Source organism: Subtercola boreus, assembly GCF_006716115.1.
GTDB classification, from domain to species: domain Bacteria; phylum Actinomycetota; class Actinomycetes; order Actinomycetales; family Microbacteriaceae; genus Subtercola; species Subtercola boreus.
Genome location: NZ_VFOO01000001.1, coordinates 252997 through 274069, shown reverse-complemented (window position 1 = coordinate 274069; position 21073 = coordinate 252997). Strand labels below are relative to the sequence as shown.

At 65.0% G+C, this 21073-nt stretch carries 31 protein-coding genes; 1 reads left to right on the top strand and 30 read right to left on the bottom strand.

Annotated elements, in window-relative coordinates; genetic code table 11:
- Positions 1-25: 25 nt before the first annotated feature.
- The 11 genes from FB464_RS01350 to FB464_RS01300 all read right to left on the bottom strand — a co-directional run bounded on the left by FB464_RS01350 (position 26) and on the right by FB464_RS01300 (position 8301).
- A complete protein-coding gene (locus FB464_RS01350; protein ID WP_116283869.1) occupies positions 26-1015 on the bottom strand; it encodes a DNA-directed RNA polymerase subunit alpha in 990 nt (329 codons plus the stop codon).
- A 183-nt stretch (positions 1016-1198) separates the two neighbouring features.
- On the bottom strand, positions 1199-1597 hold the full coding sequence (gene rpsK, locus FB464_RS01345) for a 30S ribosomal protein S11 (RefSeq protein ID WP_104242515.1): 399 nt from the start codon (positions 1595-1597) through the stop codon (positions 1199-1201).
- Between the two features lie 62 nt (positions 1598-1659).
- Positions 1660-2034 carry a 30S ribosomal protein S13 gene (gene rpsM, locus FB464_RS01340; protein ID WP_104242513.1) on the bottom strand — a complete coding sequence of 125 codons (375 nt, stop codon included), beginning with the start codon at positions 2032-2034 and terminating at the stop codon, positions 1660-1662.
- Between the two features lie 139 nt (positions 2035-2173).
- Positions 2174-2290 carry a 50S ribosomal protein L36 gene (gene rpmJ, locus FB464_RS01335; RefSeq protein ID WP_104242511.1) on the bottom strand — a complete coding sequence of 39 codons (117 nt, stop codon included), beginning with the start codon at positions 2288-2290 and terminating at the stop codon, positions 2174-2176.
- 81 nt (positions 2291-2371) lie between these two features.
- Positions 2372-2593: a translation initiation factor IF-1 gene (gene infA, locus FB464_RS01330; RefSeq protein WP_055811571.1), complete on the bottom strand. Its 222-nt coding sequence runs from the start codon at positions 2591-2593 to the stop codon at positions 2372-2374.
- Between the two features lie 87 nt (positions 2594-2680).
- Positions 2681-3829: a mannitol-1-phosphate 5-dehydrogenase gene (locus FB464_RS01325; protein WP_116415458.1), complete on the bottom strand. Its 1149-nt coding sequence runs from the start codon at positions 3827-3829 to the stop codon at positions 2681-2683.
- Positions 3829-4266 (bottom strand): PTS mannitol transporter subunit IIA, encoded by a 438-nt coding sequence (locus FB464_RS01320; RefSeq protein ID WP_116415459.1) that lies wholly within the window; start codon positions 4264-4266, stop codon positions 3829-3831. The genes FB464_RS01325 and FB464_RS01320 overlap by 1 nt, the downstream gene beginning before the upstream one ends.
- Positions 4267-4316: 50 nt before the next feature.
- Positions 4317-5933 carry a PTS mannitol transporter subunit IIBC gene (locus tag FB464_RS01315; RefSeq protein ID WP_116415460.1) on the bottom strand — a complete coding sequence of 539 codons (1617 nt, stop codon included), beginning with the start codon at positions 5931-5933 and terminating at the stop codon, positions 4317-4319.
- Positions 5934-5985: 52 nt separating this feature from the next.
- Positions 5986-7593, bottom strand: a complete 1608-nt coding sequence (gene ptsP / locus FB464_RS01310; RefSeq protein WP_425472438.1) for a phosphoenolpyruvate--protein phosphotransferase — start codon at positions 7591-7593, stop codon at positions 5986-5988.
- A gap of 70 nt (positions 7594-7663) precedes the next feature.
- Positions 7664-7933 (bottom strand): HPr family phosphocarrier protein, encoded by a 270-nt coding sequence (locus FB464_RS01305; RefSeq protein WP_116415462.1) that lies wholly within the window; start codon positions 7931-7933, stop codon positions 7664-7666.
- Positions 7930-8301 carry a PTS sugar transporter subunit IIB gene (locus FB464_RS01300; RefSeq protein WP_170151944.1) on the bottom strand — a complete coding sequence of 124 codons (372 nt, stop codon included), beginning with the start codon at positions 8299-8301 and terminating at the stop codon, positions 7930-7932. Before FB464_RS01300 ends, FB464_RS01305 begins: the two co-directional genes overlap by 4 nt.
- A gap of 157 nt (positions 8302-8458) precedes the next feature.
- On the opposite strand from FB464_RS01300, the gene FB464_RS01295 reads away from it, so the two are divergent.
- Complete coding sequence (locus FB464_RS01295) at positions 8459-10363, top strand: BglG family transcription antiterminator (RefSeq protein ID WP_116415464.1); 1905 nt, start codon at positions 8459-8461, stop codon at positions 10361-10363.
- Between the two features lie 52 nt (positions 10364-10415).
- Here the strand turns inward: FB464_RS01295 and map are convergent, their stop codons facing one another.
- The 19 genes from map to rplB form a co-directional block, all read right to left on the bottom strand.
- Positions 10416-11246 carry a type I methionyl aminopeptidase gene (map, locus tag FB464_RS01290; RefSeq protein WP_116415465.1) on the bottom strand — a complete coding sequence of 277 codons (831 nt, stop codon included), beginning with the start codon at positions 11244-11246 and terminating at the stop codon, positions 10416-10418.
- Positions 11247-11258: 12 nt separating this feature from the next.
- The gene (locus FB464_RS01285) at positions 11259-11849 is read right to left on the bottom strand and encodes an adenylate kinase (RefSeq protein ID WP_116415466.1); all 591 of its coding nucleotides are present in this window, start codon (positions 11847-11849) and stop codon (positions 11259-11261) included.
- The gene (gene secY, locus FB464_RS01280; RefSeq protein ID WP_116415467.1) at positions 11846-13168 is read right to left on the bottom strand and encodes a preprotein translocase subunit SecY; all 1323 of its coding nucleotides are present in this window, start codon (positions 13166-13168) and stop codon (positions 11846-11848) included. Before secY ends, FB464_RS01285 begins: the two co-directional genes overlap by 4 nt.
- Before the next feature lie 158 nt (positions 13169-13326).
- Positions 13327-13911, bottom strand: a complete 585-nt coding sequence (rplO, locus tag FB464_RS01275) for a 50S ribosomal protein L15 (RefSeq protein ID WP_116415468.1) — start codon at positions 13909-13911, stop codon at positions 13327-13329.
- Positions 13911-14096: a 50S ribosomal protein L30 gene (rpmD, locus tag FB464_RS01270; protein WP_104242488.1), complete on the bottom strand. Its 186-nt coding sequence runs from the start codon at positions 14094-14096 to the stop codon at positions 13911-13913. The genes rplO and rpmD overlap by 1 nt, the downstream gene beginning before the upstream one ends.
- Positions 14096-14782: a 30S ribosomal protein S5 gene (gene rpsE, locus FB464_RS01265; RefSeq protein WP_116415469.1), complete on the bottom strand. Its 687-nt coding sequence runs from the start codon at positions 14780-14782 to the stop codon at positions 14096-14098. Before rpsE ends, rpmD begins: the two co-directional genes overlap by 1 nt.
- Positions 14783-14808: 26 nt before the next feature.
- Entirely contained in the window at positions 14809-15180 is a 372-nt protein-coding gene (gene rplR / locus FB464_RS01260; protein WP_116283882.1) for a 50S ribosomal protein L18, read from the bottom strand.
- A gap of 2 nt (positions 15181-15182) precedes the next feature.
- Entirely contained in the window at positions 15183-15719 is a 537-nt protein-coding gene (gene rplF, locus FB464_RS01255) for a 50S ribosomal protein L6 (RefSeq protein ID WP_116415470.1), read from the bottom strand.
- A 6-nt stretch (positions 15720-15725) separates the two neighbouring features.
- Positions 15726-16124: a 30S ribosomal protein S8 gene (gene rpsH / locus FB464_RS01250; RefSeq protein WP_116283884.1), complete on the bottom strand. Its 399-nt coding sequence runs from the start codon at positions 16122-16124 to the stop codon at positions 15726-15728.
- A 122-nt stretch (positions 16125-16246) separates the two neighbouring features.
- Complete coding sequence (gene rplE, locus FB464_RS01245; protein ID WP_116415471.1) at positions 16247-16837, bottom strand: 50S ribosomal protein L5; 591 nt, start codon at positions 16835-16837, stop codon at positions 16247-16249.
- Entirely contained in the window at positions 16837-17196 is a 360-nt protein-coding gene (rplX, locus tag FB464_RS01240; protein WP_116415472.1) for a 50S ribosomal protein L24, read from the bottom strand. The genes rplE and rplX overlap by 1 nt, the downstream gene beginning before the upstream one ends.
- Positions 17197-17198: 2 nt before the next feature.
- Entirely contained in the window at positions 17199-17570 is a 372-nt protein-coding gene (gene rplN, locus FB464_RS01235; RefSeq protein WP_116283887.1) for a 50S ribosomal protein L14, read from the bottom strand.
- Between the two features lie 33 nt (positions 17571-17603).
- Positions 17604-17915 carry a 30S ribosomal protein S17 gene (rpsQ, locus tag FB464_RS01230; protein ID WP_116415473.1) on the bottom strand — a complete coding sequence of 104 codons (312 nt, stop codon included), beginning with the start codon at positions 17913-17915 and terminating at the stop codon, positions 17604-17606.
- Positions 17915-18280, bottom strand: a complete 366-nt coding sequence (rpmC, locus tag FB464_RS01225; protein WP_116415474.1) for a 50S ribosomal protein L29 — start codon at positions 18278-18280, stop codon at positions 17915-17917. The genes rpsQ and rpmC overlap by 1 nt, the downstream gene beginning before the upstream one ends.
- On the bottom strand, positions 18280-18699 hold the full coding sequence (rplP, locus tag FB464_RS01220) for a 50S ribosomal protein L16 (RefSeq protein WP_116415475.1): 420 nt from the start codon (positions 18697-18699) through the stop codon (positions 18280-18282). The genes rpmC and rplP overlap by 1 nt, the downstream gene beginning before the upstream one ends.
- 2 nt (positions 18700-18701) lie before the next feature.
- Positions 18702-19508, bottom strand: coding sequence for a 30S ribosomal protein S3 (rpsC, locus tag FB464_RS01215; protein ID WP_116283891.1), 807 nt, complete (start codon positions 19506-19508; stop codon positions 18702-18704).
- On the bottom strand, positions 19508-19906 hold the full coding sequence (gene rplV, locus FB464_RS01210) for a 50S ribosomal protein L22 (RefSeq protein ID WP_116415476.1): 399 nt from the start codon (positions 19904-19906) through the stop codon (positions 19508-19510). The genes rpsC and rplV overlap by 1 nt, the downstream gene beginning before the upstream one ends.
- 24 nt (positions 19907-19930) lie before the next feature.
- On the bottom strand, positions 19931-20212 hold the full coding sequence (rpsS, locus tag FB464_RS01205; protein ID WP_104242462.1) for a 30S ribosomal protein S19: 282 nt from the start codon (positions 20210-20212) through the stop codon (positions 19931-19933).
- Between the two features lie 11 nt (positions 20213-20223).
- Positions 20224-21063 carry a 50S ribosomal protein L2 gene (rplB, locus tag FB464_RS01200; RefSeq protein ID WP_116415477.1) on the bottom strand — a complete coding sequence of 280 codons (840 nt, stop codon included), beginning with the start codon at positions 21061-21063 and terminating at the stop codon, positions 20224-20226.
- Positions 21064-21073 lie beyond the last annotated feature (10 nt).

Sequence of the window (21073 nt, the reverse complement as noted above, 5' to 3'; positions counted from 1 at the left end):
GGGCCGAAGCGAAGACAAGTGGGGGTTAGATGTTCTCGTCGTCGTAGCCGCCGTAGAAGTGGGCACCGTCGAAGCCCGGCACCGTGTCCTTCAGCGACAGGCCAAGCTCAACGAGCTTGTCCTTGACTTCATCCACTGACTTCTGACCGAAGTTGCGAATGTTCATGAGCTGGGTCTCGCTCAGCGCAACGAGCTCGCTGACGGTGTTGATTCCCTCGCGCTTGAGGCAGTTGTACGAGCGGACCGACAGGTCGAGGTCCTCGATCGGAACGGCGAGCTCCGAGCTCAGAACGGCGTCGACAGGAGCCGGGCCGATCTCGATACCCTCAGCGGCCGTGTTCAGCTCGCGGGCGAGGCCGAACAGCTCGGTCAGCGTGCGGCCGGCCGAAGCGATGGCGTCGCGCGGCGTGATGGCCGGCTTCGTCTCCACATCGACGACCAGGCGGTCGAAGTCGGTGCGCTCACCGGCACGAGTCGCCTCGACACGGTAGGTGACCTTCAGCACGGGCGAGTAGATCGAGTCGATCGGGATCTGGCCCGCTTCGCTGAACTCGCTGCGGTTCTGGGTCGACGAGACGTAGCCGCGGCCACGCTCGATGATGAGCTCGAGTTCGAACTTCGCCTTGTCGTTCAGGGTGGCGATGACGAGCTCGGGGTTGTGGATCTCGACACCGGCGGGAGCCGAGATGTCGGCAGCCGTGACCTGGCCGGAAGCGTGCTTCCGGAGGTAGGCAGTGATCGGTTCGTCGTGCTCGCTCGAGACGACGAGGCCCTTGATGTTCAGGATGATCTCAGTGACATCCTCCTTGACACCGGGGATCGTGCTGAACTCGTGCAGCACACCGTCGAGGCGGATGCTCGTGACGGCAGCTCCCGGGATCGACGAGAGCAGGGTGCGACGGAGGGAGTTGCCGAGGGTGTAACCGAAACCGGGTTCCAGCGGTTCGATGACGAACCGTGAACGGAACTCCGAGATGTTCTCCTCGGTGAGCGTTGGACGCTGTGCAATCAGCACTGTTGATTCCTTTCGGCTAAGTGTCCGCTATATGACACTTGCGTTTACGTACCGGGTGGCGAGCCCGACGTTGTTGAGTTGTGAACTAACGAGTCGAATCACGCACCAAGACCACCTCAGAGAGATGGCCTTGGAACGCGAATTTTTCAGAAGCGCGTGTCGCTTCTGAAAATAGGAATCAACTCAGACGCGGCGACGCTTGGGCGGGCGGCAACCGTTGTGCGCCTGCGGGGTGACGTCGTTGATCGTTCCGACCTCGAGGCCAGCGGCCTGGAGAGAACGGATCGCCGTCTCGCGACCCGAACCCGGGCCCTTGACGAAGACGTCGACCTTCTTGACACCCTGCTCCTGCGCCTGGCGGGCGGCCGACTCGGCCGACAGCTGGGCGGCGAACGGGGTGGACTTGCGCGAGCCCTTGAAGCCGACGGTGCCTGAAGAGGCCCAGCTCAGCACGGCGCCCGACGGGTCGGTGATCGTCACGATGGTGTTGTTGAACGTCGACTTGATGTGGGCCTGGCCCACGGGGATGTTCTTCTTCTCTTTACGCCGCGGCTTACGAGCGGCCGATTTTGGTGCTGCCATGATGTTCTCCTAAAACGTTTATGGCGATGCCTTGCTTCGGGGCGTGAACCCGGAAGTGTTGGCTATCGGGCCTTCTTCTTGCCTGCAACGGTGCGCTTCGGGCCCTTGCGGGTACGAGCGTTGGTCTTGGTGCGCTGGCCGTGCACGGGAAGGCCGCGACGGTGACGGATGCCCTGGTAGCTGCCGATCTCGACCTTGCGGCGGATGTCGGCGGCAACCTCACGGCGGAGGTCACCCTCCACCTTGTACGCGCCTTCGATGTGGTCGCGGAGTGCGACCAGCTGCTCGTCGGTGAGGTCTTTGACGCGGACGTCACCCGAGATCTCGGTGTCGGCGAGGGTCTGAAGGGCCCTCGTGCGGCCGACGCCGTAGATGTAAGTCAGTGCGACCTCCACGCGCTTGTCGCGCGGAATGTCTACTCCTGCAATACGTGCCATGGTGGCATGCTCCTGTTAGTGAGTGGAGGTCTGTAGCAGTGCCTGTGCCGCGGCCTCCAACCGCGGGTGTCCCCCGGGCATCCGTTCGACGAACGACTGCCCGGGTTTCTGGCCCTGCTATAAAACGGGGTTCTGCTGCCTAGCCCTGGCGCTGCTTGTGACGCGGGTTGGACTTGCAGATGACCATGACGTTTCCGTTGCGGCGAATGACTCGGCAGTGCTCGCAGATCGGCTTGACGCTGGGGTTGACCTTCATTGTTCTTTTCCTATCGCTGTCTTCGTACCCACCGAGAGCGGTGGGCCGTTACTTTCCAGCGACCAATAACTTGGTACCGGTTTATTTGTACCGGTAGACGATACGACCACGGGTGAGGTCGTAGGGGCTGAGCTCCACGATCACGCGGTCCTCAGGGAGGATACGGATGTAGTGCTGTCGCATCTTGCCCGAAATGTGGGCAAGAACTCTGTGTCCGTTGGTCAACTCAACGCGAAACATCGCGTTGGGAAGAGCCTCGACCACTGCGCCCTCGATCTCGATGACACCGTCTTTTTTGGCCATAACTCACTGTCTGTATAAGTATTGATTACTGGTCGTGCGTGTATTGTTTCGGTGTCGTGACACCAAAGATCGAGCCTACCACAGCTTCTAGCGACTCTGGATGACCGATTCGAACGTCTGCACCAGGGAGTCAAACAACGGGTGCCCTTCCGTTATGCCTGTGACCTGGGTCACCGCATCCTCAGCCGAGCTGGCGGCCAGGATCGCCTGGAGCTGCACCGACTCGGGGTCCGCGGGCACATCGAAGGTCAGAGCGGCACGGATGGCGACCAGCAGCGCGGTCGGCCGGGTGCCGCGCTCAGCCAGCTGGGCGGCCGGCCCGATGAACCGCTCATTGCGACTGAGCTTCCGCATCGGGGCACGCCCGACCCGGTCGACCGTGTCGGGGAGGTAGGGGTTCGCGAACCGCTGGAGGTTCTTCTCGAGATACGCCTCCTGCACGCTCGGGTCGAACTCGTGCTTGGCGACAAGGAGGGACTTCGTCTCCTCCAGCACCGCTTTGACCTTCGTGAAGATGTCGGGCACCGAGATCGCTTCGGCGACGGGGGCGATGCCCTCCGCCGCTCCGAAGTAGGCCGTCGCGGCGTGCCCGGTGTTCACCGTGAAGAGCTTCCGCTCGATGTACGGGGCGAGGTCGGGCACGAAGTGGGCCTCGGGGATGCTCGGCAGAGCGTCGCCGAACGGGCCCGACTCGATGGCCCACTCGAAGAAGTCCTCGACGGTGACGTCGAGTCCTGCATCCGGAGCCTGCCCCGGCACGATGCGGTCGACGGCGGTGTTCGCAAACACGGCGCGCGCCGAGACGGCAGCGAAGTCGTCGCCGAGCGACGTCTCGATGTGGCCCCGCAGGGCATCCGTCGCATTGATCGCGTTCTCGCAGGCCATGACCTGCAGCGGCGGCAGCGCAGCGTCGCGGGCGAGCAGCGCCCGGCCGATGAGGGGTGCGACGAAGCGCAGGATGTTGGGGCCGACCGCGGTGGTCACGATCTCAGCGGACGCGATCTCGGAGACCACCCCGGCCTCGTCCGTCGCGCTGTTCAGGGCGCGGAAGTTGTCGACCGTCCAGGTGCGCGGCGACAGGCCGACCTCGAAGACGTCGTAGGTCGGAGCGGCCGCGAGGGCGTCGATCAGCGAACCGTTGACGTCGGCGAAGACGACCTCGTAGCCGGCGTTGTGCAGGATGAGGCCGACGAACCCGCGACCGATGTTGCCTGCACCGAAGTGAACAGCCTTCATCAGTCTTCGTTCACCTCGGAGAGGAGCTCGAACACGGCTTCGTCGCTCGGGGCCTTCAGGAGTTTCTCGACCTCGTCTTCATCGCTGAAGATGAGGGCGATCTTGGAGAGGATGTCGAGGTGTCCTCCGTCTTTGCCGGCGATGCCGACGACGAAGCGCACCTCTTCACCGTTCCAGTCGATGGGCTTCGCGTACCGCACGAACGAGAGCGCAGAAGCGAGGATCGCATCCTTGCCCTCGTTCGTGCCGTGCGGGATCGCGAGGTAGTTGCCCATGTAGGTGGAGACGGACGTCTCACGTTCGAGCATCGACGCCAGGTAGTCGCTCGTGACCGCTCCGGCCGCGAGCAGGAGATCGTTCGCCTCGGCGATCGCGTCCTCCTTGGTCTCGGCCGTTCCGTGGGTCTTGATCGAGTTCAGCGTCAATACGTCGCTCATGAGAATTCCGTCTCCTTGTCGTGCGGTGTGAGGTGAAGCGAGGCTTTCGCTTACGCCTTCTCGGTGTTGTGCTGGCGTTCGAGCAGCCCGACGATCTCGTCGTACTTCGGGCTCGACATGAAGTTGTCGACCGAGACATGCTCGGCACTCGGCGACTGCTGCCTGGCCCGGGCGGTCAGGTCCTGGTGCGTGATGACCAGGTCGATGTCGTCCGTCAGGTTCGAAATCGCCTTGTTCACCACAGTAACGTCCGTGATGCCCGCCTTCTTGATCTTGTTGCGGAGAACCGAGGCTCCCATGGCGCTCGAACCCATGCCGGCGTCGCAGGCGAACACGATGTTGTGGACCGCGGCGATGTTCTGCGCCTCCTGGGCACGGGACACCTCCTCGGCCGACTCGGGGTCGCGGGTCGACAGGTCGGCCAGGCCGCCTGCCTCGTTCGCGAGACCGTCTGCCTGCAGGTGGCCGAGCACGGAGCTCTCCTTGCCCTTGTTGGCCTGGGTCTGCGCGATGGCAGCGCTCAGGTCGCCGGCGTTCTCTGCGGCGAGGTCCCGCTTGCGGGTGGCCCGCAGGATGATCGCGGTGACCAGGAACGACACGGCAGCCGAGGCGATGACCGACAGGATGACCCCGACGTAGGAGTCGGGCGCGGTCTGGATCAGGATCGCGATGATCGACCCGGGCGAAGCAGGTGCGCGAAGACCCGTCTGGAACAGCACGTTCACGAACACACCGGTCATTCCACCGAGGATCGCGGCGATGATCGTCATCGGCTTCATGAGCACGTACGGGAAGTAGATCTCGTGGATGCCGCCGAAGAACTGGATGATGATGGCGCCGGGTGCACTCGCCTTGGCGAGGCCGACACCGAAGATCGCGAAGGCGATCAGGATACCGACGCCGGGGCCGGGGTTCGCCTCGATCAGGAAGAGGATGCTCTTGCCCGACTCCGACACCTGCTGCACACCCAGAGGGGTGAACACACCGTGGTTGATCGCGTTGTTCAGGAACAGCACCTTGCCGGGCTCGACCAGGATCGAGGCCAGGGGCAGGAGCCCGAGGGTGACCAGCCAGTTCACGGCCGCCTCGAGCGCAGCGCTCAGAGCGGTGATCACCGGGGCGATCAGGAAGAAGCCCGCGATGGCCAGAAGGGCACCGAGGATGCCGGCCGAGAAGTTGTCGACGAGCATCTCGAAGCCGGGCTTGATCTTGTTCGCCCAGAGCTTGTCGACCTGCTTCATGATGTAGGCCGCGAGCGGTCCCATGATCATGGCGCCGATGAACATCGGAACCGGGCTGCCGACGATGACACCCATGGTCGCGATGACGGCGACGACACCGCCACGGGTGTTGTAGATCATCCGGCCACCGGTGTTGGCGATGAGCAGCGGCAGCAGGTACGTGATCATCGGTCCGACGAGGCCGACGTTCACCGTGCCGTCAGCGCTCGGGAAGCCACCGATGATCGGAACCAGGATGCCGAACTGGGCGAGCCAGCCCGTCTGGATGAACAGTGCTGTGATGAGGCCCCAGGCGATGAAGGCGGCGATGTTGGGCATCACCATTCCGGAGAGGAACGTTCCGAATCGCTGCACAGCGACGCGGGCTCCTCCCTTCGTCTGGGCGCCGGCGGGGGCGCCGGTCTGGGTTTGTGACGTCGTCGTCATGACCTGTCTCCTTCGTGTGAGGTGCTTGCGTGGGGGTGGGTGCTGGGGGTCGTCATGATGCGGATGGTGCGGTTGTGGCCTCGAGAACCGCAGCGCGGGCCTCGAAAGCCGAGTTCGCCGCCAGGGCGAGCGAGGCGAACTCCTGAGCCCGTTCGAGTGTGTGGAGCGCGAGCTCCGCACGCACGTCGGCCAGCGCAGCGGGCGACATCGAGAGGGATGTCACGCCGAGGCCGGTGAGCACGACGGCGAGCAGGGGGTCTGCAGCCGCCTCTCCGCAGACTCCGACCGGCTTGCCGAGGGCCTGGCCGGCGCGACCGACCTCACCGACGAGCCGGAGGACGGCCGGATGCCACGGGTCCTGGAACGCGGCGACCGAACCGAGAAGGCGGTCGGCCGCGAGCGTGTACTGCGTCAGGTCGTTGGTGCCGATGCTGGCGAAGTCGGCATCGGCGAGGATCCGGTCGGCGAGCAGAGCTGCAGACGGAACCTCGACCATGACACCGAGGGTGTTCAGCCCGAGCTCCCGGCCGAGGGCCGTGAAGTACCGGGTCTCCTCGACGGTCGAGACCATGGGGGCCATCACCCAGAGGTCGGCCTCCGTCACGGCGGCGGCGTTCGCGAGTGCGGTGAGCTGGTCACGCAGCACCTGCTCGTTCGCGCGCAGGGCCCGGAGACCGCGGAGCCCCAGGGCGGGGTTCTCCTCGTCGGAGTCGTTGAGGAAGCTCAGCGGCTTGTCCGCCCCGGCGTCGAGCGCACGCACGACGACCTTCTTGCCGGGGAACGCCGCCAGGAGCTTGGTGTACTGCTCCTGCTGCGCCTCGACGGTCGGTGCGGAGGTCGAGTCGAGAAAGAGGAACTCGGTGCGGAACAGCCCCACGCCCTCTGCACCCTTCGCCACGGCGTCGGCCGCGGCATCCGCGGAGCCGAGGTTCGCGAGCAGGGGGATGAGGGTTCCGTCGGCGAGCCGGCCGGCGCCGGTGGGCGCTGTGGGGCGGGCCTTCCGCTCGGCGAGGGTCGCCTCGGCGCGTTCGACCTCGTCGGCGCTCGGGGAGGCGGTGACCGAGCCGGTCGACGCGTCCACGATCACGGTCTGTCCGTCGGCGAGATCGAGGGCACCGGCGGCGCCGACGACGGCCACGATGGCCTTGTCCCGGGCGAGGATCGCGGTGTGCGACGTCGGGCCGCCCTCACTCGTGACCAGGGCGAGCACCTTGTCGAGATCGAGCAGCGCCGTGTCGGCGGGAGCGAGGTCGCTCGCGACGAGCACGAAGGCGAAGTCGGGGTCGGGGATGCCGGGCGCGGGCACCCCGCGGAGGTTCGCGACGACACGCTGCGACACGTCGTTGAGGTCGGTGGCACGCTCGGCCATGTAGCCGCCCATGCTCACCAGCAGGTCGCGGAAGCTCGCGAACGCCTCGAAGACGGCGCGCTCGGCGGTGAGTCCGCCCTGCACCCGGGCCTCGACGTCGTCGGCCAGGGTCGGGTCCTCGGCCATGAACGCCTGGGCCTCCAGCACATCGTGGGCCGTGCCACCTGCGCGCTCACCGCGGGCGCGGATGTCCGCGGCGGTCGCCTGCAGGGCAGCGGATGCCCGCCCGAGCTCATCGGCCGGCGTGAGAGTCGAGGGGGTGGTCTCGGGCTCCGGCAGGGGTGCGGGCATCCGCATGACCGGACCGACCGCGAGCCCGCGGCCGATGCCCGCGCCGCGGAGGAGCGTGGTGGAGTCGGAGTTACTCGGCATCGAGGTCGCGCCCCAGCATCGCGGCGAGCTCGTCGAGCGCGGCGTCGGCGTTCTCGTCGTCGGAGGAGATGGTGACCGTGTCGCCCGACTCGATGCCGAGCGAGATGACGCCCAGGATGCTCGCGGCGTTGACAGCCTTGCCGTCACCCTTCGCGAGGGTGACCTTGACTCCGGACTTCGCTACGGCCTGCGTGAACAGGGAGGCGGGACGAGCGTGCAGCCCGTGGGACGAAGCGATCTGCGCAGTGCGTTCGGTCATGAGATGTTCTCCGTGGTTGTCGGGGCGGTGGTTGTCGCAAGTGTTGAAGTGGGGTGATCGGATGCCCGGAGAGCCTCGAGCGCGATGTCGAGTGCCACATCCTCGCCGCCGGCGCCGAAGACCGTGTCGGGCAGGAGAGCTGCCGGGGCGTTGTAGCCGGCGGCGATCCCTGTGAGTACCGACAGCTCGGCGGCGAGGTGCGGCCCCACCAGCAGGACGTCGACCCCGGGCATCCGCGAATCGATCGCGGCCTGGCTGACCGCCTTGACCGTGGTCTCGAACCCCCGGGCCTTCGCCGCCTGGCGCATGCGGTGCGCGAGGAAGGTGCTGGATGCTCCCGCGCCGCAGACGACAAGAATGTGCTTCACGGTTCTCGCCTCCTTGCGCGATCGTGCAGGCCACTTCGAACAGGCCGGGATTCAGGTACTCAAGCAAGTCTCCTGAAGACGAGCCGTGTGTTCCAGCAGAAAACTTTCCGCCCCTGCGGAAATGCGCTAGGAGGTTCGGCCTGTAGAGTTTCACGCCATGAGCGACAGACGTCAACGGCTGCTCGACTTCCTGGCCGAGAACGACGGCTGGACGACGTCGAGCCAGCTCGCTGACCGCCTCGGAGTGACGACCCGGAGCGTTCGGAGCTACGTGACAGCGGCGAAGGCCGCGGCCGAACCGCTTGACATCATCACGTCGTCCGCGGAGGGCTACCGCCTCAACAGGGACGCGTACGCCAGCTGGCTGGGTCGCCCCGAGACACCGCGCGACCGACTGCACCATGTCGTGCGACGCCTCAACGAGTCCACCGACGGGGTCGACGTCTACGAGCTCGCCGCAAGCCTCTACGTCAGCGAGTCGACCATCGAGGGCGACCTCCGCAAGGTGCGGCCGCTGCTCGAGGAGTCGGGGCTCTCGCTCCAGCGCCAGGGCAGCCGCGTGACCGTGCTCGGCGGCGAAGAGAACCGCCGACGGCTGGTCAGCCGCATGTTCCGGGCCGAGAGCGCACGCGGTTTCATCGAAGTCGAGCGCATCCAGAAGGAATTCGGTTCGGCCAACCTCACGGCGTTCAAGACCGACCTTCTCGCCCTCCTCGACGCGGGCGGCTACTTCGTCAACGAATTCGGGCTCGACAGCGTGCTGCTGCACGTGGCGATCGCGGTCGACCGCACCCAGAAAGACCTCTCGCTCGACACCCCGCACACCCGCCCGGAACGGATCGACGATCCCGGCGAGCTCGGCACGGGCATCCACGACCTGATGCAGACCCACTTCACGATCGCCCTCTCCGACGCCGATCTCGACCACCTCGTGCTGCTGCTCACCACCCGCGTCATCACCCCCGGCCACGACCTGCCGGTCGAGGAGCAGACCGACGCGCTCGGCCTGACCGACGACGTCGAATTCGTGCGGCAGATCGCACGGAAAGCCAGCGAGCAGTACCTGATCGACCTCGACAACGACGAGTTCGCGGTGCGCCTTGCTCTACACGTGCGGAACCTGGTGGCCCGGGCGCGGGTGAGTTCGTTCTCGCGCAACCCGATGACGCGGTCGATCAAGACGTCGTACCCGATGACCTACGAGCTCGCGGTGTTCATCGCCAGTGAGATCCAGCGCAAAGAGTCCATCACCGTCAACGACGACGAGATCGCCTACATCGCCCTGCACGTGGGCTCACACCTCGAACGCCAGGCCCGCCGCGAGGAGATGGTCACCTGCACCCTGATCTTCCCGAACTACTACGACATCCACCTCATGATGCTCCGCCGGCTCGAAGAGGCCCTCGGCGAAGACGTGCGGGTCGAGAAGATCATCACCCGCACCGATGTGGACCGCTCCGAGATCACGACCGACCTGACCGTCACCACCGTGCCGTCGCTCGCGCTCGGCGACAACGCTGTGTTGGTGCAGACGTTCCTCACCGACGACGACATCGACACCGTTCGGCGGGCGGTGAGGCGGGTTCGGCGGCAGCAGCGGCGACGACAGCTGAAAGACGACCTGCTGCTCTACTTCAGCGAAGGCCTCTTCGTGCGGAACCTCACGGCCACCGACGAGGTCGACATGATCACCCAGCTGGGCGAACGGATGCTCGCCCAGGGCATCATCGACCAGCCCTACATCGACGGGGCGATCGAACGCGAGCGGATGTCCTCGACTGCGTTCACCGACTCTGTCGCCGTACCGCACTCTATGCTGATGTCGGCAAACCGCACCGCGATAGCGATCGCGGTGAACGACAGGGCGATGGACTGGGGCGAGAACCGGGTGAACGTGATCGCCCTGATCGCTTTCTCGTCGAGTGGACGCAACTCGTTCCAGACGATCTTCGACCAGTTCGTCGAGGTGTTCTCCGAACGCGACGACGTGCTGCAGCTGATCCGCGGCTCAACGGACTTCGCCGCCTTCATCGAGGAGCTCGTGCACCTCATGGACAAATGAGTGTCGGCAGCGGGCGCCTTGAACAGGCGCTCGCTCTCAGCCGGGCACGCACCTACGGGATCGGTACTGGGGTGATGCCGAAGGGGGCGAGGTCTGCCGCTCCCCCGTCGGCCGCCGTCAGCACCCAGATGCCGCCGGCGTGCACCGCCACGGAATGCTCCCAGTGCGACGACATGCTGCCGTCGGCGGTCGCCACGGTCCAGTCGTCGTCACGCGTGAACGTGTCGATGCCGCCCGCGGTCACCATCGGTTCGATCGCGACGACAAGACCGGGCTTCACCTCGGGCCCACGCGCCCGCACGCGGTAGTTGAACACCGGCGGCTCCTCGTGCATGCTCCGGCCGATGCCGTGCCCGATGTAGTCGGTCAGGATGCCGAACTCGCCCTGCGACTCGATGTAGTCCTCGATCGCCTCGCCTACCTCGTTGAGGTGGCGGGCCGTCGCCAGTCGTGCCACACCGTGCCAGAGCGAGGCCCGGGTCACGTCGGAGAGCCGCTGGCGTGCCGCCACGACATCCGGGCGCGTCGGGTCGGGCAGCACCACGGTGACAGCCGAGTCGCCGCTCCACCCGCCGACGTCGGCGCCGGAGTCGATCGACACGATGTCGCCGGCCTGGAGTGCACGCTCCCCCGGAATGCCGTGCACGACGTCGTCGTTCACCGAGGTGCACACGGTGTGCCGGTAGCCCGGCACCATCTGGAAGTTCGAGCGTCCGCCGAGCGCTCGAATGGCAGCGTCGGCTGCATCGTTGAGTTCGAGCGTCGTCACACCGGGACGGATGATCGCCCGCACCGCCTCGAGCGACGCGAGTGTCGCGAGGCCCGGCGCGACCATCAGGCGGAGTTCCGCCGGGGACTTGTAGATCGATTTGCGGAACGCCACCCGAGGGTTCGCCTAGCTCAGGGAGAGAACGATGCCGCGCTCGCCGAGAGCATCGGTGATGCGCTTCGTCACGTCATCCATCGAACCGAGACCGTCGACGGTCACCACGAGATCGCGCTTCGTGTAGATGTCGACGAGCGGAGCGGTCTGCTCCTCGTAGACGTCGAGGCGATGGCGGATGACCTCTTCGGTGTCGTCGCTCCGCCCCTGTTCGACCGCCCGCTTCGACAGTCGCGAGACGATCTCGTCGGAGTCGGCCACCAGCAGCACGACAACGTCGAGCGAGTGTCCACCGGCAGAGAGGATGTCGTCGAGTTCGTCGACCTGCGCCGTCGTGCGGGGGTACCCGTCGAGCAGGAACCCCCCGGTGACGTCGGCGTCGTTGAGGCGTGACCGCACCAAGTCGTTCGTGAGGCTGTCGGGAACGTACTTCCCGGCATCCATGAACTCCTTGGCCTTCACGCCGAGCTCCGTCTCGTCCCTGACGTTGGCGCGGAAGATGTCGCCCGTCGAGATCGCGGGCACCCCGCACGCCTCAGAGAGACGTACGGCCTGCGTGCCCTTGCCCGCGCCGGGCGGGCCGATCAGGAGAAGTCGAGTCATCGCAGGAGTCCCTCGTAGTGCCGCTGCTGGAGCTGTGAGTCGATCTGTTTCACCGTCTCGAGGCCGACGCCGACGATGATCAGGATCGACGCACCACCGAACGGGAAGTTCTGGTTGGCGCCGATCAGCGAGAACGCTGCCAGCGGTATCAGCGCGATCAGCCCCAGATAGACGGAACCCGGAAGCGTGATGCGTGTGAGCACGTAGTCGAGGTACTCGGCTGTGGGCCGGCCCGCACGGATGCCCGGGATGAACCCGCCGTACTTCTTCATGTTGTCGGCGACTTCTTCAGGGTTGAAGGTGATCGCCACATAGAAGTAGGTGAAGCCCACGATGAGCAGGAAGTACAGCAGCATGTAGAGCGGGTGGTCGCCCTTGGTCAGGTAGTTCGTCACCCAGGTCACCCACGCAGCCGGCTCCTGGCCCGCCTGGGGCTGGTTGAACTGCGCGATGAGCGCCGGGAGATACAGCAGCGACGATGCGAAGATGACAGGCACGACGCCGGCCATGTTGACCTTGATCGGAATGTAGGTGTTGTTGCCACCGTAGGTGCGTCTGCCGACCATCCGTTTCGCATACTGCACAGGGATACGGCGTTGCGACTGTTCCACGAACACCACGCCCGCCATGGTGGCGATGCCGATGACGAGCACGACGGCGAGGATCTCGACACCCTGCTGCTGCCAGATCGACTGCAGCGAACCCGGGAAGCGGGCGGCGATCGACGTGAAGATGAGGAGGGACATACCGTTGCCGATGCCGCGCTCGGTGACGAGCTCACCCATCCACATGATGAGGCCGGTACCGGCGGTCATCGTGATGACCATCAGCATGATGGCGTACCAGGAGCTGTCGGTGATCAGGTTGCTGCACTGGGTCGTCGTGCTGTTGCCGAACAGGGCACCACTTCGTGCCACGGTGATCAGCGTCGTCGACTGGAGCACACCGAGCGCGATGGTGAGGTACCGGGTGTACTGGGTCAGCTTCGACTGGCCGGACTGGCCCTCTTTGTAGAGGGTCTCGAAGTGCGGGATGACCACGCGGAGGAGCTGCACGATGATCGACGCCGTGATGTACGGCATGATGCCGAGCGCGAAGATCGACAGCTGGAGCAGGGCTCCACCACTGAAGAGGTTGACCAGCTCGTAGAGGCCCGAGGTGCTCTGGTTCGCAGCGAGACACGCCTGCACGTTCCCGAAGTCGACGAACGGCGCCGGGATGAACGACCCCAGCCTGAACAGCGCGATGATGCCCAGCGTGAAGAGAATTTTCCGGCGGAGATCCGGAGTACGGAAGATCCTGCCGACGGCTCTGAACAAAAAAAGGCCTCCTGCTAGGTGGATACGAGACTTCTGCGGGCAGAATCCTCAACAGGAAAGAATTCCCACAGAGACTCTACTCGATACTCCTCGGGCCAAGAGGCCAAAAGGGGCGGCTGCCCGAAGGTAGCCGCCCCCGCGACGAGCGTGCTGCAGTGTTACTTGACGGAACCGCCGGCTGCAACGATCTTCTGCTCAGCCGAGCTCGAGACCTTGTCGACGGTGACGTTCAGCTTCACAGCGATGTCGCCGTTGCCGAGAACCTTAACCTTCTCGTTGTCCCGGACCGCACCCTTGGTGACGAGGTCGGCGATCGTGACGTCTCCACCGGTGGGGTAGAGCTCAGCGAGGCGGTCGAGGTTGACGACCTGGTAGTACACCTTGAACGGGTTCTTGAACCCGCGCAGCTTCGGCGTCCGCATGTGCTGCGGCATCTGGCCACCCTCGAACCCGAGGCGCACGTTGTAGCGCGCCTTCGTGCCCTTGGTACCACGGCCCGCAGTCTTACCCTTGGAGCCTTCACCACGACCGACGCGCTGGCGCGCCTTCTTGGCACCGGCGGCGGGGCGCAGGTGGTGCACCTTCAGCACCTGGTCGCGAGCCTCAGCGGGGACTGCCGTGACCTTGGTGGTCGTGACAGCCGCTTCAGTCGCGGCAGGGGCCTTCTTCGCGGGAGCCTTCTTGGGGGCCGCCGCCTTCTTCGGAGCCGCAGCAGCTGCGGACTCGGTTGCTTCTTCAGCCATTAGTCAATCTCCTCGACTTTCACCAGGTGAGCGACGTGGCGAACGTAGCCGCGGTTCTGCGAGTTGTCCTCACGCACGACGAACTGTCCGATGCGGTGGAGGCCCAGGCTACGCAGAGTGTCGCGCTGGTCTTGCTTTTCGCTGATCTTGGATTTGATCTGCGTGATCTTCAGGCTCGTAGCCATCAGGCACCTGCCTTTGCGAGAGCTGCGGCCGAGTCGGCGTCAGCCTGTGCACGAAGCAGGCGTGCGGGCACGACCTGCTCGAGCGTCAGGCCACGACGTGCTGCCACGGCGCGCGGCTCTTCGAGCTGCTTGAGCGCCTCGACGGTCGCGTGGACGATGTTGATGGTGTTCGACGAACCGAGCGACTTGCTCAGCACGTCGTGGATGCCGGCGCATTCGAGCACGGCACGCACGGGACCACCGGCGATGACGCCGGTACCGGCAGCTGCCGGACGCAGCAGGACGACGCCTGCGGCGGCCTCACCCTGGACGGGGTGCGGGATCGTGTTGGCGACGCGGGGGACGCGGAAGAAGTTCTTCTTCGCCTCCTCAACGCCCTTCGAGATCGCAGTCGGCACCTCACGGGCCTTGCCGTAGCCGACGCCCACCAGACCGTTGCCGTCACCGACGACGACGAGAGCAGTGAAGCTGAAGCGACGACCACCCTTCACCACCTTGGAGACGCGGTTGATCGTGACGACACGCTCGAGGAACTGGCTCTTGTCGGAGTCACGCGCCCCACGGTCCTTGTTCGGGTTGCGCTCACGGCCACCACGACGAGCCTCGCGAGGCTCGTTCTGTGCAGCAGCAGTGGTCTCGGTTGCGGGAGCCTCAGTCGAGGCCTCAGTGCTCGTAGCGTCTGCCACGGTAGCTTCCTTTGCTTTTTCGTCGGTCACAGGTCCAGACCACCCTCTCGGGCGCCGTCGGCCACAGCCGCGACACGTCCGGCGTAACGGTTGCCGCCGCGGTCGAAGACGACCGCTTCGATGCCGGCAGCCTTGGCACGCTCGGCGACCAGCTCGCCGACCTTGCGGGCCTTGGCGGACTTGTCACCGTCGAAGACGCGCAGATCCGCTTCGAGGGTCGACGCCGACGCCAGGGTGAAACCCTTGCTGTCGTCGACGACCTGCACGAACACGTGGCGGGCCGAACGGGTGACGACCAGGCGCGGACGCACCTCGGTGCCCTCGATCTTCTTGCGAAGACGGTCGTGGCGACGGCCGCGTGCTGCGGCCTTGCTCTTGCCTCTAGTTCCAGTAGCCATGATTACTTACCGCTCTTTCCGGCCTTGCGACGAACGACCTCGCCGGCGTAGCGCACACCCTTGCCCTTGTAGGGCTCAGGCTTCCGCAACTTACGAATGTTGGCAGCTACTTCGCCAACAGCCTGCTTGTCGATACCGCTGACAGTGAGCTTGTTGACACCCTCCACCGTGAAGCTGATGCCCGCGGGCGGCTCGACGGTGATGGAGTGGGAGTAACCGAGTGCGAACTCGACGTTCGCGCCCTTGGCGGCAACGCGGTAACCGGTTCCGACGACCTCGAGGCCCTTGGAGTAACCCTCGGTGACACCGATGATCTGGTTGGCGATGAGCGTGCGGGTCAGGCCGTGGAGCGAACGCGACTCGCGCTCGTCGTCCGGACGGGTGACCAGGATCTGGCCCTCTTCGACCTTCGCCTCGATCGGAGCCTTGACGGTGAGCGTGAGCTCACCCTTCGGGCCCTTCACGGTGACGAGCTGGCCATCAATGGCGATGTCGACCCCTGCAGGGATCGGGATGGGGAGTCTGCCGATACGTGACATCAGTGATCACCACACGTAGGCGAGGACTTCCCCACCCACGCCCTTCTTGGAAGCCTGCCGGTCGGTCAGCAGACCGGACGACGTTGAGAGGATTGCGACGCCGAGCCCACCGAGAACCGTGGGGATCTCCGTCGACTTTGCGTAGACCCGAAGGCCGGGCTTCGAAACGCGCTTGATGCCCGCGATCGAACGCTCACGGTTCGGGCCGAACTTGAGGGCGAGGGTCAGCGTCTGGCCGACCTCTGCGTCTTTGACATCCCACGAGGCGATGTAGCCCTCGCTCTTGAGGATGTCTGCGATGTGCGACTTGAGCTTCGAGTGCGGCATCGACACGGTGTCGTGGAATGCCGAGTTGGCGTTCCGCAGTCTGGTCAGCATGTCTGCGACCGGATCTGTCATTGTCATGGAGGTGGTGCCCTTCTGGCCTGGTTTCGACACCCTGTGCAAGGATGCCGACCTGTGGTCTCGACCGGCTCAGCCGAATTGCTGAGCCGGGGTACTGCTGGTGATGCTGGCGATGCTGAGAACTAGTTGTTCTCTGCGGTCTTGAACGGGAAGCCGAGCGCCTTGAGCAGCGCGCGACCCTCGTCGTCGTTCTTCGCGGTGGTGACGACGGTGATGTCGAAACCGCGCACGCGGTCGATCCGGTCCTGGTCGATCTCGTGGAACATCGACTGCTCGGTCAGACCGAAGGTGTAGTTGCCCGATCCGTCGAACTGGCGGTCGGAGAGACCACGGAAGTCACGGATGCGGGGAAGCGCCAGCGAGAGCAGGCGGTCGAGGAACTCCCAGGCACGGTCGCCACGAAGCGTGACGTGTGCACCGATGGGCTGGCCCTCGCGCAGCTTGAACTGGGCGATGGACTTGCGGGCCTTGGTGACCTGCGGCTTCTGGCCGGTGATCGCCGTGAGGTCCTTGACGGCCCCATCGATGATCTTGCCATCGCGGGCTGCCTCACCGACACCGGTGTTCACGACGACCTTGATGAGGCCGGGAACCTGGTGGATGTTCGTGAAACCGAAGTCCTTCTTGAGCTGGGACATGATCTCGGTCTGGTACTTCTGCTTCAGGCGCGGCTGGATTTTGCCAGCGGGCGCTGCAGTTGCAGTGTCAGTCATTACAGGTCCTTACCTGACTTCTTGGCGTAGCGAATGCGGACATTCTTGGTGACGCCGTCTTTGGTGACCTGCTCGACGCGGAAACCGACGCGGGTCGGCTTCTTGGTCTCGGGGTCGATGAGCGCCACGTTCGACACGTGGATCGGGGCCTCGACGGTCTCGATGCCACCGGTCTTGGTGCCGCGCTGGGTCTGGCCGACGCGAACGTGCTTCTTCACGAAGTTGATGCCCTCGACGATGACGCGGTTCTTCTCGACCTGCACCTCGATGACACGACCCTGCTTGCCACGGTCTCCGCCGCGCGCCTGGCTCTTGCCGGTGATGACCTGAACGACATCACCCTTCTTGATATTCGCCATGATTAAATGACCTCCGGTGCCAGCGAGATGATCTTCATGAAGCTCTTGTCGCGAAGCTCGCGGCCGACCGGGCCGAAGACACGGGAGCCGCGGGGCTCCTTGTCGTTGGCGCGGAGGATGACCGCTGCGTTCTCGTCGAACTTGATGTAGGAACCGTCGACGCGACGGGTCTCTTTCTTGGTGCGCACGATGACGGCTTTGACGACGTCTCCACGCTTGACTGTTCCGCCGGGGATGGCGTCTTTGACGGTGGCGACGATGATGTCACCGAGGCCGGCGTAACGGCGTCCTGAACCACCGAGTACACGGATGGTCAGCAGCTCTTTGGCGCCGGTGTTGTCGGCGACCTTGAGCCGGGATTCCTGCTGAATCACTTCTACTCCTTACGTAAGTAAGCGCGCGGGCGCTTACTTGGCCTTTTCGAGGATCTCGACCAGGCGCCAGCGCTTGGTGGCGCTCAGCGGACGGGTCTCGGAGATGAGCACCAGGTCGCCGATGCCGGCGGTGTTGGCCTCGTCGTGCGCCTTCACCTTGGACGTGCGGCGGATGACCTTGCCGTACAGCGGGTGCTTCACGCGGTCTTCGACCTCGACGACGATGGTCTTCTCCATCTTGTCGCTCGTGACGTAGCCACGACGGGTCTTGCGGTAGCCGCGCTCCTGGACGGGCGCGGCAACAGTCTCGACGGGGGCAGCAGCTGCTGCTTCAGTCTTAGCCATTACTTGGCCTCCTCAGTTGTGTCGGATGCTTCGGGGACGACGACCTTCGCGTCGGCTTCGGGAGCTTCCTCAACGGGAGCGGCCTTCGCCTTGCGGGTCTTCTTGGGTGCAGCCTCGACCGGAGCGACCTCGACCGGAGCCGGAGTCGCACGGATACCGAGCTCACGCTCACGCACGATCGTGTAGATGCGGGCGATGTCGCGCTTCACGGCACGCAGGCGGCCGTGGCTCTCGAGCTGGCCGGTGGCCGACTGGAAGCGCAGGTTGAACAGCTCCTCCTTGGCCTTCCGCAGCTCTTCTGCGAGACGTGAATCTTCGAATGTGTCGAGCTCGACGGGGGTGAGCTCCTTAGAACCGATCGCCATTATGCGTCGCCCTCCTCGCGCTTGATGATGCGTGCCTTGAGAGGCAGTTTGTGAATGGCACGAGTCAGGGCCTCGCGGGCCACGACGTCGCTGACGCCGCTGAGCTCGAAGAGCACACGACCCGGCTTGACGTTCGCGATCCACCACTCGGGGCTACCCTTACCGGAACCCATGCGGGTCTCGGCAGGCTTCTTCGTGAGCGGGCGGTCGGGGTAGATGTTGATCCACACCTTCCCACCACGCTTGATGTGACGGGTCATCGCGATACGAGCGGACTCGATCTGGCGGTTCGTCACGTAGGCCGGGGTCAGGGCCTGGATGCCCCACTCGCCGAACGACACCTCGGTGCCACCGGTGGCGTGACCGCTACGGGTGGGGTGGTGCTGCTTGCGGTGCTTGACTCTGCGTGGAATCAACATGGTTATGCCTCAACTCCTGCTGCTGCCACGGGCGCAGCGTCTGCCTTGGGGGAATCTGCACGAGGCGCGGCCGAACGCGGCGGGCGACGGTCGTCGCCACCACGGCGGTCGTCACGACGCTCCGGGCGCGATGACTTCTGGTTGGCCTGCTCGCGGGCAAGCTCCTTGTTGGTGATGTCGCCCTTGTAGATCCAGACCTTCACACCGATGCGACCGAACGTCGTACGAGCCTCGTAGAAGCCGTAGTCGATGTTGGCGCGGAGCGTGTGCAGGGGCACGCGGCCCTCGCGGTAGAACTCCGAACGGCTCATCTCAGCGCCGCCGAGACGGCCGGAGACCTGGATGCGCACACCCTTGACACTCGGCAGGCGCTGCGCGCCCTGGAGACCCTTGCGCATCGCGCGGCGGAAGGCCACACGGGCGCTCAGCTGTTCGGCGATGCCCTGGGCGACCAGCTGAGCTTCGGCTTCGGGGTTCTTGACCTCGAGGATGTTCAACTGGATCTGCTTCTTGGTGAGCTTCTCGAGGTCGGAGCGGATGCGCTCGGCCTCGGCGCCGCGGCGACCGATCACGATGCCCGGGCGGGCGGTGTGGATGTCGACACGGACGCGGTCACGGGTGCGCTCGATCTCGATGCGGGCGACGCCTGCACGGTCGAGGCTCTTCGTGAGCAGGTTCCGGATCTTCACGTCTTCGGCGACGAAGTCGCTGTAACGCTGTCCTACCTTGGTGCTGTCAGAGAACCAACGCGACACGTGGTCGGTCGTGATGCCCAGACGGAAACCGTAGGGGTTTACTTTCTGGCCCATTACTTCTTCCCTGCCTTCTTGGAACCCTGAGCGGATGCTTCGACCACATCGGGCGTCGAGAGGACGACCGTGATGTGGCTCGAGCGCTTCAGGATCTGGAATGCGCGTCCCTGTGCACGGGGCTGGAAACGCTTGAGGGTCGTGCCCTCGTCGACGAAAGCCGCCGAGACGAACAGGTCCTGCTCGTCGAGGTAGCTGTTGTCCTTGTCGGCCTTGACCTTCGCGTTCGCGATCGCAGACTCGACGAGCTTGTAGACAGGCTCGCTTGCGCCCTGCGGGGCGAACTTCAGGATTGCCAGGGCCTCCATGGCCTGCTTGCCGCGAATCAGGTTGACGACGCGACGAGCTTTCATGGGGGTGACGCGGATGTGACGCACGCGTGCGATCGACTCCACCATTTCTCTCCTCCTTCCGTCACCGCGTTAGCGGCGACGACCCTTCTTGTCGTCCTTCACGTGGCCGCGGAAGGTACGGGTCGGCGAGAACTCGCCGAGCTTGTGACCGACCATGGTCTCCGTGATGAACACGGGGATGTGCTTACGACCGTCGTGGACGGCGATCGTGTGACCCAGCATGGCCGGGATGATCATGGACCGGCGTGACCAGGTCTTGATGACGTTCTTGGATCCAGCTTCGTTCTGTACGACGACCTTGCGGAGCAGGTGGTCGTCAACGAAGGGCCCCTTCTTGAGACTGCGTGGCATCTTCTCGACTCCTACTTACGCTTCTTGCCGACGTTGCGGCGACGAACGATGAGCTTGTCGCTCTCTTTGTTGATGTGGCGGGTGCGGCCCTCTTTCTGGCCCCACGGGCTGACCGGGTGACGTCCACCGGAGGTCTTGCCCTCACCACCACCGTGCGGGTGGTCGACCGGGTTCATCGCGACACCACGGACCGTGGGCCGGACGCCGAGCCAGCGCTTACGGCCGGCCTTGCCCCAGTTGATGTTCGACTGCTCGGCATTGCCGACCTCGCCGATCGTCGCGCGGCAGCGAGCATCCACATTGCGGATCTCACCCGACGGCAGACGGAGCTGCGCGTAGGGGCCGTCTTTTGCCACGAGGCGAACGGATGCTCCGGCGGAACGCGCCATCTTGGCGCCCCCGCCCGGCTTCAGCTCGATCGCGTGGATAACGGTACCCACGGGGATGTTGCGGAGGGGCAGGTTGTTGCCCGGCTTGATGTCAGCGCCGGCGCCCGACTCGATGATGTCGCCCTGGTTCAGCTTGTTCGGGGCGATGATGTAGCGCTTGGTGCCGTCGACGAAGTGCAGGAGCGCGATGCGAGCCGTGCGGTTCGGGTCGTACTCGATCTCGGCGACCTTGGCGTTCACGCCGTCTTTGTCATTGCGCTTGAAGTCGATGACGCGGTACTGGCGCTTGTGGCCACCACCGATGTGACGGGTCGTGATGCGGCCGGCGTTGTTGCGGCCACCGGTCTTGGGAAGCGGGCGGAGCAGCGACTTCTCGGGCGTGGTGCGGGTGATCTCAGCAAAGTCTGAGACCGACGAGCCACGACGACCGGGAGTGGTCGGCTTGTACTTGCGAATAGCCATGTTTTTATCC

What these genes read in the sequence shown, in the direction of transcription:
- rpsK (WP_104242515.1), bottom strand. Translation starts at nt 1,597, where the DNA reads ATGGCAGCACCAAAATCGGCCGCTCGTAAGCCGCGGCGTAAAGAGAAG.
- rpsM (WP_104242513.1), bottom strand. Translation starts at nt 2,034, where the DNA reads ATGGCACGTATTGCAGGAGTAGACATTCCGCGCGACAAGCGCGTGGAG.
- rpmJ (WP_104242511.1), bottom strand. Translation starts at nt 2,290, where the DNA reads ATGAAGGTCAACCCCAGCGTCAAGCCGATCTGCGAGCACTGCCGAGTC.
- infA (WP_055811571.1), bottom strand. Translation starts at nt 2,593, where the DNA reads ATGGCCAAAAAAGACGGTGTCATCGAGATCGAGGGCGCAGTGGTCGAG.
- FB464_RS01325 (WP_116415458.1), bottom strand. Translation starts at nt 3,829, where the DNA reads ATGAAGGCTGTTCACTTCGGTGCAGGCAACATCGGTCGCGGGTTCGTC.
- FB464_RS01320 (WP_116415459.1), bottom strand. Translation starts at nt 4,266, where the DNA reads ATGAGCGACGTATTGACGCTGAACTCGATCAAGACCCACGGAACGGCC.
- FB464_RS01315 (WP_116415460.1), bottom strand. Translation starts at nt 5,933, where the DNA reads ATGACGACGACGTCACAAACCCAGACCGGCGCCCCCGCCGGCGCCCAG.
- ptsP (WP_425472438.1), bottom strand. Translation starts at nt 7,593, where the DNA reads ATGCCCGCACCCCTGCCGGAGCCCGAGACCACCCCCTCGACTCTCACG.
- FB464_RS01305 (WP_116415462.1), bottom strand. Translation starts at nt 7,933, where the DNA reads ATGACCGAACGCACTGCGCAGATCGCTTCGTCCCACGGGCTGCACGCT.
- FB464_RS01295 (WP_116415464.1), top strand. Translation starts at nt 8,459, where the DNA reads ATGAGCGACAGACGTCAACGGCTGCTCGACTTCCTGGCCGAGAACGAC.
- FB464_RS01285 (WP_116415466.1), bottom strand. Translation starts at nt 11,849, where the DNA reads ATGACTCGACTTCTCCTGATCGGCCCGCCCGGCGCGGGCAAGGGCACG.
- rplO (WP_116415468.1), bottom strand. Translation starts at nt 13,911, where the DNA reads ATGGCTGAAGAAGCAACCGAGTCCGCAGCTGCTGCGGCTCCGAAGAAG.
- rpmD (WP_104242488.1), bottom strand. Translation starts at nt 14,096, where the DNA reads ATGGCTACGAGCCTGAAGATCACGCAGATCAAATCCAAGATCAGCGAA.
- rplR (WP_116283882.1), bottom strand. Translation starts at nt 15,180, where the DNA reads ATGGCTACTGGAACTAGAGGCAAGAGCAAGGCCGCAGCACGCGGCCGT.
- rplF (WP_116415470.1), bottom strand. Translation starts at nt 15,719, where the DNA reads ATGTCACGTATCGGCAGACTCCCCATCCCGATCCCTGCAGGGGTCGAC.
- rpsH (WP_116283884.1), bottom strand. Translation starts at nt 16,124, where the DNA reads ATGACAATGACAGATCCGGTCGCAGACATGCTGACCAGACTGCGGAAC.
- rplE (WP_116415471.1), bottom strand. Translation starts at nt 16,837, where the DNA reads ATGACTGACACTGCAACTGCAGCGCCCGCTGGCAAAATCCAGCCGCGC.
- rplX (WP_116415472.1), bottom strand. Translation starts at nt 17,196, where the DNA reads ATGGCGAATATCAAGAAGGGTGATGTCGTTCAGGTCATCACCGGCAAG.
- rpsQ (WP_116415473.1), bottom strand. Translation starts at nt 17,915, where the DNA reads ATGGCTAAGACTGAAGCAGCAGCTGCTGCCCCCGTCGAGACTGTTGCC.
- rpmC (WP_116415474.1), bottom strand. Translation starts at nt 18,280, where the DNA reads ATGGCGATCGGTTCTAAGGAGCTCACCCCCGTCGAGCTCGACACATTC.
- rplP (WP_116415475.1), bottom strand. Translation starts at nt 18,699, where the DNA reads ATGTTGATTCCACGCAGAGTCAAGCACCGCAAGCAGCACCACCCCACC.
- rpsC (WP_116283891.1), bottom strand. Translation starts at nt 19,508, where the DNA reads ATGGGCCAGAAAGTAAACCCCTACGGTTTCCGTCTGGGCATCACGACC.
- rplV (WP_116415476.1), bottom strand. Translation starts at nt 19,906, where the DNA reads ATGGTGGAGTCGATCGCACGCGTGCGTCACATCCGCGTCACCCCCATG.
- rpsS (WP_104242462.1), bottom strand. Translation starts at nt 20,212, where the DNA reads ATGCCACGCAGTCTCAAGAAGGGGCCCTTCGTTGACGACCACCTGCTC.
- rplB (WP_116415477.1), bottom strand. Translation starts at nt 21,063, where the DNA reads ATGGCTATTCGCAAGTACAAGCCGACCACTCCCGGTCGTCGTGGCTCG.